Annotated in this window: 8 protein-coding genes and 2 tRNA genes; 7 read left to right on the top strand and 3 right to left on the bottom strand. The window is 39.0% G+C overall.

Features of this window, described 5'->3' with window-relative positions; translation table 11 throughout:
* Positions 1-144: 144 nt before the first annotated feature.
* Positions 145-3351, bottom strand: coding sequence for a S41 family peptidase (locus B3C94_RS04410; protein WP_293899598.1), 3207 nt, complete (start codon positions 3349-3351; stop codon positions 145-147).
* A gap of 550 nt (positions 3352-3901) precedes the next feature.
* Here B3C94_RS04410 and B3C94_RS04405 point away from each other — a divergent pair.
* A complete protein-coding gene (locus tag B3C94_RS04405; RefSeq protein ID WP_293899595.1) occupies positions 3902-5089 on the top strand; it encodes an MFS transporter in 1188 nt (395 codons plus the stop codon).
* 273 nt (positions 5090-5362) lie between these two features.
* Here the strand turns inward: B3C94_RS04405 and B3C94_RS04400 are convergent.
* Together B3C94_RS04400 and B3C94_RS04395 are read right to left on the bottom strand one after the other, a co-directional pair.
* Positions 5363-5434: transfer RNA gene (locus tag B3C94_RS04400), tRNA-Arg, on the bottom strand.
* A gap of 212 nt (positions 5435-5646) precedes the next feature.
* Positions 5647-5727, bottom strand: a tRNA-Tyr gene (locus B3C94_RS04395).
* A 137-nt stretch (positions 5728-5864) separates the two neighbouring features.
* On the opposite strand from B3C94_RS04395, the gene B3C94_RS04390 reads away from it, so the two are divergent.
* The 6 genes from B3C94_RS04390 (at position 5865) to B3C94_RS04365 (ending at position 12412) form a co-directional block, all read left to right on the top strand.
* A complete protein-coding gene (locus B3C94_RS04390) occupies positions 5865-6647 on the top strand; it encodes a peroxiredoxin (RefSeq protein ID WP_293899592.1) in 783 nt (260 codons plus the stop codon).
* An 84-nt stretch (positions 6648-6731) separates the two neighbouring features.
* Complete coding sequence (locus B3C94_RS04385) at positions 6732-7046, top strand: thioredoxin family protein (RefSeq protein ID WP_293899590.1); 315 nt, start codon at positions 6732-6734, stop codon at positions 7044-7046.
* Positions 7027-7281 carry a DUF6952 family protein gene (locus tag B3C94_RS04380; protein ID WP_046673203.1) on the top strand — a complete coding sequence of 85 codons (255 nt, stop codon included), beginning with the start codon at positions 7027-7029 and terminating at the stop codon, positions 7279-7281. The genes B3C94_RS04385 and B3C94_RS04380 overlap by 20 nt, the downstream gene beginning before the upstream one ends.
* Positions 7282-7940: 659 nt before the next feature.
* The gene (locus tag B3C94_RS04375; RefSeq protein ID WP_293899584.1) at positions 7941-10394 is read left to right on the top strand and encodes a PIG-L family deacetylase; all 2454 of its coding nucleotides are present in this window, start codon (positions 7941-7943) and stop codon (positions 10392-10394) included.
* 7 nt (positions 10395-10401) lie between these two features.
* Complete coding sequence (locus tag B3C94_RS04370) at positions 10402-10611, top strand: hypothetical protein (protein WP_293899581.1); 210 nt, start codon at positions 10402-10404, stop codon at positions 10609-10611.
* A 94-nt stretch (positions 10612-10705) separates the two neighbouring features.
* Entirely contained in the window at positions 10706-12412 is a 1707-nt protein-coding gene (locus tag B3C94_RS04365; protein WP_293899578.1) for a sodium:solute symporter, read from the top strand.
* The last annotated feature ends 6 nt before the right edge of the window (positions 12413-12418 follow it).

Genomic DNA, 12418 nt, shown 5'->3' with positions numbered 1-12418 from the left:
GCTTAGATAGGAAAGAATAAGATGAAACACAATCACATAAGAGGTAAACGTTAAAAACCGAGAAAAAAAGTATTTATAAAAACAGGCTGTCCAGAAAAAGTTGGACAGCCTGTTTAGAGTAAGTAATTCTAGTGGTTTACTTCCCTATTTTATATTATCAAGAATTTCTTTTATTGCTCTTTCCAATTGCGGGTCTTTATTTTCCATCCGATCTTGGACTGTGTTTTTCACGAGGATATCTGGGGTAACGCCAGTTTGTTCGAGATCCTGACCATCAAGCGTATAACATCCCCAAGATGGCAAGCGATAGCTAGAGCCATCTACTAAGCCTTTCGCTGATGTAAAAATGATCCAGCGATAGGTCTCATTACCAATTATTTTACCCAACTTCAATGCTTTAAAACCTGCTGCGGTCATTTCGGCGTCGCTCAGAGACTGCTCATTAATTAACAGAACAATCGGTTTGGCTGCTGGCGCAAAATTACTTTGCGGCGCACGTTTCCCGCCCCGGTATTGCCATTGTAAGTAAGGACGCTGCGACAGGAATCGCAACACTTCATCGTGCACATTCCCGCCTGTATTATACCGTAAGTCTAGAATAATACCCTGTTTGTTATTCTCCTGTTCGGCCATATCGATCAGGAAGCGCTGCAACTCGGTATCCGACATATTTTTCATATGTGAATAAGCGATCTTATTGTTACTCAATTGATCCACTCGGCTGCGATTGCCTCTAATCCATTGATCATAAAGCAGATCCCTAAAAGCTGCACTTGATACCGGGCGAATATTTGTCTGGATTTCCTTGCCATTACGACTCAAGGTCAATTGAATCTCTTCTTCCAGAGATGGCCAAGTGAAATAACTATCACGATCGGCATGTGTATTTAGTTTAGTTCCATTAATGGCAACAAGAATATCGCCTTCATGAATATCCACTTCTTTCTTTGCTGCAGGTCCATTTGGAACAACATAATTGATCTTAAATGGGTTGGTAGCATCATACACCACACCGATTTCATTCGTTACAAAACCAAAAGGTTTACGTTCTTCCAGCCCCATTGAACTAAAACCTAAATGTGACGAATTGAGTTCGCCCAGCATATCATTCAAAAGGATGCGCAAGTCGGTTCGATCATTGATACCCTGAAGATATTTTTCATATTTCTTTTTGACCGCAGTCCAATCAACACCGTGGAAGTTGCTGTCGTAAAAATTCTCTTCCAGATTGGCCCATGTCTCATAAAACATTTGATTAAACTCTTTCTCAAGATCCCGATTGAATTTAAAACTGATTGTAATTGCATCAAGCTTATTCAAGTCGAGATTATATTTCTGAATTGTTCCTCGGCTCAATACGAAGTATTTACCAGCGGCTTCTACAAACTGGCCCATGCCTCCGTCAGCGACCTTCTCTGTTTTGGATGGAGTAAACAATTCATATACGGTGCGATATGTACTATATTTCCCTTCGTGATTGGATGAATAGAACAAATAAGATTTATCTCCCTTTTGTATCAACAATGGATCGGATTGCGTTCCAAATGCGGGGCTGACTTGCTCAATCCGATCACGCAATCCTTCCAAATCCAATTGAACCAAAACAGCCTTCTTTGGCTCGGCTGCCGGACTTGTAACTGGTTTAACCTTACTGGTATCAGCCTTCTTCTTATCCTTCCTGCCATCATCCTCCTTCTTAGATGTACTGGTCTTACTTGCAACCGTATCGTTCTTTGTAGGAATCAAAAATAGTTCATCAAACTTTGCGCTACGATAAGGCTGATCGAAGTTGGTCAATGCCATCCGGAAAATACTTGAGTTTTGCATACCGGTAGGGTAGGACGGTTTGGTTCTATTGCTCGCAAAATAAATGTATTTGCCATCAGGAGACCAATATGGCGCAGCCTCCGTAACACCTGTATTTGTCAAATTTGTCGTTTGCCCACTTTTCAGGTTATGCACAAAGATATCTTGTTCAAAATTGCGCATCGCCGTGAACAAAAGATAATTCCCGTCCGGAGAAAATGAAGGCGAAGAATTTTGAAATGCCCAGATTTCATCTTTAACCACCGTCTGGCTTTTCAAACTTGTCAAATCCAATGTACGAACTTCATCCCGGCCACTGAGGTACACCGCTTTTGTTCTATCTGAATTAAATGCAATATCGCGGTTGTTGCGCAGATCTTGCGTCAATTGTTTAACTTCACCTTTACCATCTGCACTGCGAGAAAACCAGTTCTGATACCCTTGATAAGTTTGGCTGTAGAGGAGCGTTTTACTGTCTTTAAGCCATTTAATTTCCATAATACGCTCTCCTTGACTAGGCATCTGACGAACAAACTTTCCTTCGATATCTGAAACGAACAACTCACCTCGGGATACAAATGCCATCTTCTTTCCGTCTGGAGAAACGTCGAAATTACTTATGTTACTTGAAATGTTAAACTCTTTCAGTTTTCCGAGTACCTGGTTACGGTTAAGGGCGATGCTGGGCTGTATCGTTTTCTTCCCATTGACATCGTAAATATAAAGTTGATAGCCCTTTTCAAATGCCACTTTACTCCCGTTCGCAGCAACAAAGGGACGCTTGATAGATTCTGGGAAAGACGTTAATTGGGTTTTCAATTTTCCCGTGATCTGGTAGAGATTGTACTCACCATTGCTTTCGTCCGACACATAGAATATGTTGCCTTTTTGGTCTACTGTGGGCCAAAAATCCTTACCTATATAATCTGTATATTGTTGAAAATCTTTTGTTTTTGGATTATAGGACTTAATGTCCGGATTGAAAGCACCTTTATATCGTTTGCGATTCGCCGAGCTATACCCTTCCCAACTGTCATTGAATAACAGTTCTCCGGATGGGGTCGGTACAACATTACTGATATAGTTGAATACATGTGGAAACAACCTCGTTGCCGTCCCGCCATCCAAAGCAACTTGATAGGCGCTCATTCTATTGTAACGCGATGAGGTAAAATAAAGTGACTTGCTATCCCAACTCCAGCTGTCTACCTCGTCAGATGCATCATGGGTAGTAAGTTGACGAATGTCTCCCCCTGCAAGAGGCATCACATAGACATCCATATTGCCATTTTGATTGGCCGAAAAGGCGAGCCATTTTCCATCTGGAGAAATGCGCGGATTGATTTCATTTCCTTCCATTCCTGTAAGCCGCACTGCGACACCACCTTGGCTTCCAACTTTCCAAAGGTCACCTTCGTAGCTAAAAACCATTTCTTTTCCATCGGGACTCAAGGTCGGGTGGGATAAAAATGTAGGCTGCTGGGCAATAGCACAGGCTATTCCAGCATAGGCTAAAACTGTACTTAAAATTAGTTTTTTTATCATGTTATCTAGGAGGCTAATAATTGTTTGCCAATACAAAGGTAGAATAGGTATTGAACAAACCACTATGAAATGCTTAAGAATTTGAAATTTTATATTTTATGTATTTCTACCTTTGTGTCAGATAATCATAGTCTTAATTTTGGTTAGTCTATTGGTATACATTCGTTCGTAAATAGGAGACACTACGATGTTATCTGTAGCCATTTAAAATATTTACCCACCTGAATTATGATATACTAAAATAGACTGAAACAAATTCAATTCATTTTATGTTTTTATACCAAGATTGGTCATTAAAATAGTATACTATCGGCTAAAAATGCTTTAACCGAGTTCAAAAAAGTACGACATTATTTTCTTCTTTAGACGACTATGAAAGAAGATAATTATCGAATTGAATGGATATAATTATCACTTATTCGATTATCATACTGAATATAATCGGATTAGCTTATACAGACCGTAATCCAAAAGTTCAGGTATTTTTTAAAATCATTCTATTTTTAAATGGAATACTTATCCTTAACTTTGCACCCTCAAATCAGAAACTATGGACGCAACGTTAACTCACTCAGAAGAAGATCTTTATAACAAACGAAATCGTATAAGAATCGCTGTATCACTTTTCTTTTTTTGCCAAGGTATAGCGTTCGCTTCCTGGGCAAGCCGGATCCCCGTTATTAAAGCAAATCTCAACTTAAGTGAAGGCCAATTGGGCACTATCTTATTGATGCTTCCCGTTGGACAGCTTGCTACAATGGCCCTATCGGGAAAATTGGTTACTAAATATGGAAGTGCAAAAGTTTTACGTATCGTTCCCATCGCCTATGCTTTGGTATTATGTTCCATTTCATTCGCACAGAACGCTTGGCAATTAGGCTGTATTTTATTTCTATTTGGCGTCACGGGCAACATGTGTAACATATCAGTCAATACACAGGGAGTGGCAACGGAACAGATTTTCAAAAAATCAATTATGACCTCTTTCCATGGGGCCTGGAGTATTGCAGGCTTTACTGGAGCATTGGTTGGTCTATTAACGATGAACCTCGGACTGAACACCTTATCACATTTCCTAATTATCTTATGCTTTGTCATAGGCAATACGCTAATCAATCAAAGATATTTAGTACCTGGGAAATCTCCTCAAAAAGAAAAACGAAGTTTTTTCTCCAGACCTGAAGGGAGCTTACTTCAATTGGGCATTATCGGATTTTTCAGTATGGCCACAGAGGGAGCAATGTTTGACTGGAGTGGAGTATATTTCAAAGAGATCGTGCAGGCACCCGAAAATCTTGTTGTTGTCGGTTATGCTTCATTTATGATCATGATGGCCACGGGTCGTTTTGTTGGAGATGCAGTCATCCGCAAATTAGGACGAAAAAGAACTCTTCAGTACAGCGGCCTATTGATGTTCGTCGGCATGATGACATCTGTTGTCTTTCCGGAGTTTACCATCTGTACTTTAGCCTTTATGTTAGTAGGTATAGGTGTTGCCTGCAACGTTCCTTCCATCTACAGCATCGCTGGACAGAATAAAAATGTGTCATCTGGGGTCGCTCTAGCGATGGTTTCTAGTATTAGTTACCTAGGCTTTCTCATGGGACCTCCCTTAATCGGGTATATTGCAGAAGCCTTGAGTCTACGTTATTCCTATGGTGTTTTCGCCTGCTTTGGCTTGCTAATGTTTGCTATGGTGGGCCGCCTATCCTTATTTAAGGATACGTCACTTGCTTAGGATAATACATATCCTTCACTAAAAACAAAGTTTAAATTTTAACCTGCAGAAATTTTCAGGCGAAATGACATGTGTTTGCTTCTTACGATATAAGGCATTTAGCGGTACAGATCTTCCTCAATTGGCATAATAATATTTTTTCCCAATTATATACTTAACGCCCAAAAAGTAAAATGGATGTAAATGATAAATCGAAAATATTTTGATAAAAGCACGAAAAGCGTTAGCTATTTAAACAAAAAAAGCGATGGAAATCCATCGCTTTTTTACCAGTAGCCCCGAGCAGAATCGAACTGCTATCAAATGTTTAGGAAACATCTATTCTATCCGTTGAACTACGGGGCCATTTCAGAAGCCAAACTTAGGCTTATTTTACAAATAAGTCAATAGCAAGCCTAAAATCCTGTCATTTTTTTTTAAAATAGATTCCTCAACAATAGATTAGTGTTTCTTGCTTTATTAGCGGCATCAGCAAAAGGCAACACACCAACAAAAACTAATTTAACGAAAAATCAAATCAATAAAATAAATGAGAATAGAAAAGGGGAAAAAAAATGTGGAGGGAGAAGGATTCGAACCTTCGAAGCCGAAGCAACGGATTTACAGTCCGTCCCATTTGACCGCTCTGGAACCCCTCCAGCATTATGTTGTTCTGAATTGAACGTCGCAAAAGTAGGTTTTGATTTGCATAACTGCAATTATTTTATGCCGTAAATTTGTAACTATCGCTGTATTAATCCTTTTATTTTCACTTATTACCTCCCAAACATCCCCAATGCCGTATCAACTTATCATTATTATAATAAAAACTTATTGTTATAATGCAGTCATAATAGATTTTGACAATAGTGTATTGCTAAAATCAATTCGCTTTTTGGGAAGAGTTGCTGTATCTTTGTGTCAACAAAAAAAAGAAAGATATATTATGAGTTTCACAGGTAAAAGTTTTCCAAGCATTACAGTAGATGCAATTGATTATTTAGGCGATAATTTACAAATTAACATTTTTGAAAAAGCGGTTAAAGAAGGTAAAAAAGTGCTTTTATTTTGGTACCCAAAAGACTTCACTTTTGTTTGTCCTACTGAATTACATGCTTTCCAAGAAGCTGCTGCTGAGTTTGAAAAACGCAATACAATCTTAATCGGTGCTTCATGTGATACAAATGAAGTTCACTTTGCGTGGTTAAACACAGCAAAAGATAATGGTGGTATTGAAGGTGTTGAATACCCTATCTTGGCAGATACTAACCGTAATTTATCTAGTGTATTAGGAATTTTGGACGTTCAAGAGGTTGAACACCCAGAATATGGCACTTTAGCACAAGGTTCTGCTGTCACTTACAGAGCTACTTATTTAATTGACGAAACCGGCCGCGTATTCCACGAATCTGTAAACGATATGCCTTTAGGTCGTAACGTTAAAGAATATTTACGCTTGATCGATGCTTACGCGCACGTTCAAAAATTCGGTGAAGTATGTCCTGCAAACTGGGAAGAAGGTAAAGATGCCATGAACGCGGACAGAAAAGGTGTAGCTGATTATTTAGCTAACCACTAAAAAATACAAGGCCATAGGTCTCATCAACAGGAGCTATTCCCAGTTCCTGTTGATTTCTTCAACAATCACCTTAATAATAAAATCATGTTACAAGAATTAGAAAACGATAATTTACAAGAAATTGTAAACAATAACGATATTGTTATGGTTCAGTACTCCGCAACTTGGTGCGGGAACTGCAAAATCATGAAACCAAAATTCAAAAAATTGGCGGGAGAAAACGACAGTGTGCCTTTCGTGATTGCAGATGCAGAGAAATTCCCTGAATCCCGCAAATTGGCTAATGTCAATAATCTGCCAACTTTTGCCGCATTTAAAAACGGTAAATTGGTCAATCAAGTACAAACAAATAAGTTGGACGCATTAGTAGAATTATTCAATGAAACTACCGGTAATTAAACATTTGACAGAATTCATCGAACAAAATGATGTAGATTATGTCTTGGAAACCATCGAAACATTGGAAGCGCTGACAGAGGCCCCTTTGAAAGATGAAGAACTCGATGTTCTTGGTGAATTGATTTCCAATCTATATGGAGCTGTCGAAGTCGATAAATTGATAAAAGAAGGAAACTCCAAAAAAGATGCTTTGAACATGTTTATGAAGCGTGTTTTAGGCGCGATCGATAAATAGTCTTTACTGATGCCGAACGTAAAACTTTCTTTTTAAGGTGTCCTGATCCGTTTTTGAGTACGGGAAGTAAAGAGTTTTAGGTCAACTAAAATTTGTTTAACGGGTTGGTTATGTCCGAATTTGATCGATCATATTTTTCGAAAACAGTAGCCGATATATCCGACAAAAAAATCGCTGTATTGCAGCATTTTAAACGAATAACACCTGTATATAATTCGTTTTTCAAACGCTAAAATGTTGACAAAATTTAGCAATGTGGAAAACTAATTAAAGTAATCTAACAGAACTAAATATTTTCTACATATATTTACTATGTTAAAGGTTGCCACTTGGAGCGAAGCGACAAAATAACTATTCTCTAAAAATTCGTTTCAGGAAAAAATATTTTAATTGTTAAACGGAAATTCCAACATGATTGGGATTTCCGTTTTTTATTTTCATGAATATGCAAAATCCCTTTTCAACTTCAGTAGCTAACCAAACCTTTAACGAAACTATTCTGCCCATTTCCTTTGATTATTGATAAGTTTTATCTCCAATTAAAACCCATCAAACAAACGCTCAATAACTGTATTTCTACACCAAAGAACAGACAAACACTTTCAATAAAATTACAATAGCCAACAATCTGTTGTTAATCAAAATCTTTATCTTTAAACATGCGAAAACCTTTTCTATCTGTTATCATTATATTGGCCGGTATCCTCTCGGCTTCCCTTGTTAAAGCACAGCATCCACAGTGGAATGCTGCTGAAATCAAACTTAATCTAGAAAAACTGAATGTACTGGGTTCGGTTCTCTATTTTGCTGCACACCCAGATGATGAAAATACACGGCTGATCGCTTGGCTTGCACAAGAAAAAAAATATAGAACAGGCTACCTATCGCTAACCCGCGGCGATGGGGGACAGAACCTCATTGGAACGGAACAGGGTATTGAACTAGGGTTGATCCGAACACAGGAACTATTGGCTGCACGAAAAATAGATAAGGGCGAACAATTCTTTTCCTCAGCCTACGACTTTGGTTTTTCAAAAACTCCCGAAGAGACTTTTGAATTCTGGGATAAACGAAGGGTACTTAGTGAAGCTGTATGGGTTATTCGCAAATTTAGGCCTGATGTCATTATCACACGTTTCCCGCCAGATCCCAGAGGGGGACATGGCCACCACCAAGCTTCTGCTATTTTGGCTCATGAAGCCTTTAAGGCCGCAGCCGATCCGACACAATTTCCCGAACAACTTCAATTTGTCACCCCTTGGCAGGTTAAACGTCTCTTGTGGAACACGGCCAATTTTGGCGGACAAAACAACACGCGCGAAGATCAGTTAAAAATAGATATCGGCGATTATAACGCTTTATTAGGGGAGTCGTATGGAGAAATTGCGGCACAAAGCCGATCTTCACACAAAAGCCAGGGCTTTGGCTCAGCGGGCCAACGCGGTTCATCCATTGAATATTTTGACTATGTAGATGGTTCTCCTGCAGAGAAGACACTATTGGATGGCGTTGATACCTCATGGAAAAGAATACAAAACAGTACAAAAGTTCAATCTTTGATTGATCATATCAATCAAACTTATCAGGTAGAAAAGCCTGAACTTGTTATTCCCGAACTTATCCAACTTCATAAAGCATTGGAACAAATTACTGATGATTACTGGAGAAAGGAGAAGACAAGAGAAGTCGAGCAACTTATTCTGGCCTGCGCCGGGATCTGGTTTGAAAGTATTGCAAAAAAACCATCTTATGCTTTGGGAGATCAGATGAAAGTAGACCATTCGATCATTGTCAGGCGACCAAATGTATCCGTTGAGCTCACCCAATTGAACGGTCATGACATGCACGAAATCTTAAAAACAAATAAATTGCAAAAAGACTCCGTTCTTTTATACGCTAATAGTACAACACAACCATACTGGCTGATTGAAGCACATAGTAAAGGTAAATTTAATGTCAGTGACTTTAATCTTACCGGCTTCCCCGAAAACCCAAATGCTCCACAGCTATCATTTGGGCTTCGGATCAATGGTGAAAACATGACCTTTAATCAACCTATACAGTATAAATACACAGATCCTGTGCGTGGAGAAATCTATAACCCCATTGTGATTCTCCCACAACTATCAGCGAAAAGCTCAAGCCCTTTGGCACTTACCCAAAATGCAGCCGCGGTCAAGGTAAATTTAACTTTTCACAAAAACGGAATGGAACAAGCAGGAACATTTAATATCATCTCCAATGTCCCTCAAGGTTGGGAAGTTTCGCCCGCATCATTTGATCTATCTTTCGACAAAGGAAGTAATACAGCAACGAAACAGATCACGATAAAACCAATAGACAGATCTAAATCTTCTATTGATACACTAAGCTTTCAATTGGCAAAAAAAGAGTATCTGAAAGAGATAAAAACTATAGATTACTCACATATCCCCAATATTGTTTATTTTCCGGATGTAGCGATCAAAATGAGTAATATTAGCCTGATTAACAATGTAAAAACTGTCGCATATATTCATGGGGCAGGGGACCTCATTCCAGAATCGCTCGCTGCCATTGGTATTAAAGTGGATGTTTTGAGTAGTGCACAGGCATTAAAAGCAGATCTCAATACCTATGATGCGGTGATTTTAGGTGTACGAATATTCAATGTCAACAGAGAAATTGCACAGTTACAAAATAAACTTCTTTCTTACGTCAACATGGGCGGGACAGTCCTGGAACAATACAACGTAAACAACGGATTAATCTCAAAACATTTTGGACCTTTCCCTTTTAGCATCGGCAGAAACCGCGTGACCGACGAAATGGCGAAAGTACACTTCGATAAGAACGATCCAATTTTCAACTACCCAAACAAGATCAGCGACGCAGACTTCGATCATTGGGTACAGGAACGCGGACTTTACTTTGCGGAAGATATCGATAAGAGATACCGCACTCCAATTACAATCCAGGACCCCGGAGAACCGCTGCACAACGGCTCTTTATTGATAGCCCAATATGGAAAAGGTAAATTTGTCTATACATCACTATCTTTTTTTAGACAATTACCCGCCGGAATTCCCGGAGCTTACAGATTATTTGTAAATTTGTTATCAAAATCAAAATAATATAATAATGGAAAATCAGATTGACAACAACTGCACTTCAATAGATGCTGGTAAAGCAAAAGGAATTATTCTTTTAGTTGCTGTAGTGTTTGGTGCATTAATTGGATTCACGGCAAACGAGACATTTTTAAGCATTTTTGGCGGTGCCGCTGTCGGATTGATTATTGCAGCAATTTTTAATAGCGTCATTTATCCTCAGAAACCTTCTGATAGATAAAAAATATGAATAGCTGGAGGCGCTTCTACTGGTTGGTCGTTATCTGGCTATTTGTATTTGTCCTTTTTCTGTACTTTTTCACTAAACACTATTCATGAGTACAGCAGATTGGATCGTTTTATTTCTGACACTTTTATGCATTGTCGTTTATGGCATGTACAAAAGTCGAGGCATCAAAAATATTGACGGGTACCTTCTAGGCAACCGCTCGTTGCCTTGGTATCATGTGGGTTTATCGGTAATGGCAACGCAAGCGAGCGCCATTACTTTCTTATCCGCACCCGGACTTGCCTATTCCTCTGGAATGAGTTTTGTCCAATTCTATTTTGGCCTTCCCTTGGCCATGATTGTCCTCTGTATCACATTTATCCCTATTTTTCATAAACTAAAAGTCTTTACGGCCTACGAGTTTCTAGAAAAACGTTTTGACGTAAAAACCAGAGGGTTAACTGCTATTCTTTTTCTGATACAACGAGGCATATCTACAGGTATTACAATCTTTGCTCCTGCACTAATTATATCAACTATACTCCATATTGATCTTACCTATACCACATTGGCAATCGGAAGTTTTGTTGTTATCTATACAACCTATGGAGGAACCAAAGCCGTATCTCATACGCAACTGCTTCAAATGAGCATTATCTTTGGTTCTTTACTCGTTGCAGGCATACTGGTCATTCATCTGCTCCCAGAGCATATTGGTCTATCAAAAGCGCTTCATATTGCAGGAAAATCTGGGAAAACCAATGCGTTGGATTTTACTTTTGACCTCAACAATAACTATACACTCTGGACAGGACTGATCGGTGGTTTTTTCCTCCAGCTTTCCTACTTTGGAACTGACCAAAGTCAGGTAGGTCGTTATTTGACGGGAGCTTCAGTCAAAGAAAGCCGCATGGGATTGATCATGAATGGACTCCTGAAAATTCCGATGCAATTTGCTATTCTACTCATTGGAGTCCTGGTATATGCCTATTATCAATTCCATCAGCCGCCTATTTTTTTCAATCAAGTCGAAATCAACAAGCTTAAAGAAAGTAAATATGCACCTGATTATCAGATGCTGGAAGAAAGGCATAGCGAACTATTTAAAACACGTGAATCTGTTGTTCAGCAGCTCAATACAGCATTAGATCACAACGATAAAAAAGATATTGCCAATTATCAAACCTCGCTGGGACAACTTAATGCCCAAATGCAGCAGGTAAAAGAAGGAACTTTAGATTTAATCAAAAAGAATAACCCTGCAGCGGAAACCAATGACAATAATTATGTATTTCTTGCTTTTGTGACAAGTGTCTTTCCAAAAGGACTCATCGGGCTTCTCATAGCCGTCATTTTTCTCGCATCTATGGGTTCGACAGCAAGTGCCATTAACTCATTGGCTTCAACTACGACGATTGATATCTATAAAAGATTCATTAACCGTGACTCCTCCGAAAAGCAGGATCTATTGTGGTCTCGTTTATTTACATTGATCTGGGGTATATTTACCGTGGCTGTCGCATTGTATGCCAACAGACTGGGCAATCTCCTCGAAGCAGTCAATATCTTGGGTTCATTATTCTATGGTACTATCCTGGGAATCTTTATCGTCGCGTTTTACATGAAGAAAATCCATGGCAAAGCTGTTTTCTTAGCAGCAATACTTTCCGAAATTATTGTGGTCTCCATCTGGATGATGAACAAAATTCCTTTTCTCTGGCTAAATCTTATTGGCTGTGTCGCTGTGATGCTATTCGCTTACCTCCTACAAATAGGAAGCAAAGAATCTCGTTTTACAAAGGACAAAGAATAACTTGCG

The sequence above is a fragment of the Sphingobacterium sp. UBA5670 genome, from assembly GCF_002420705.1.
Lineage (GTDB): Bacteria > Bacteroidota > Bacteroidia > Sphingobacteriales > Sphingobacteriaceae > Sphingobacterium.
The sequence above is the reverse complement of the archived record's forward strand: the minus strand, read 5'-3'. Positions and strand labels throughout refer to the sequence as shown.

Excerpts from the sequence above, each read along its gene's own strand:
- B3C94_RS04410 (WP_293899598.1), bottom strand. The coding sequence starts at position 3,351 with ATGATAAAAAAACTAATTTTAAGTACAGTTTTAGCCTATGCTGGAATA.
- B3C94_RS04405 (WP_293899595.1), top strand. The coding sequence starts at position 3,902 with ATGGACGCAACGTTAACTCACTCAGAAGAAGATCTTTATAACAAACGA.
- B3C94_RS04390 (WP_293899592.1), top strand. The coding sequence starts at position 5,865 with ATGCCGTATCAACTTATCATTATTATAATAAAAACTTATTGTTATAAT.
- B3C94_RS04385 (WP_293899590.1), top strand. The coding sequence starts at position 6,732 with ATGTTACAAGAATTAGAAAACGATAATTTACAAGAAATTGTAAACAAT.
- B3C94_RS04380 (WP_046673203.1), top strand. The coding sequence starts at position 7,027 with ATGAAACTACCGGTAATTAAACATTTGACAGAATTCATCGAACAAAAT.
- B3C94_RS04375 (WP_293899584.1), top strand. The coding sequence starts at position 7,941 with ATGCGAAAACCTTTTCTATCTGTTATCATTATATTGGCCGGTATCCTC.
- B3C94_RS04370 (WP_293899581.1), top strand. The coding sequence starts at position 10,402 with ATGGAAAATCAGATTGACAACAACTGCACTTCAATAGATGCTGGTAAA.
- B3C94_RS04365 (WP_293899578.1), top strand. The coding sequence starts at position 10,706 with ATGAGTACAGCAGATTGGATCGTTTTATTTCTGACACTTTTATGCATT.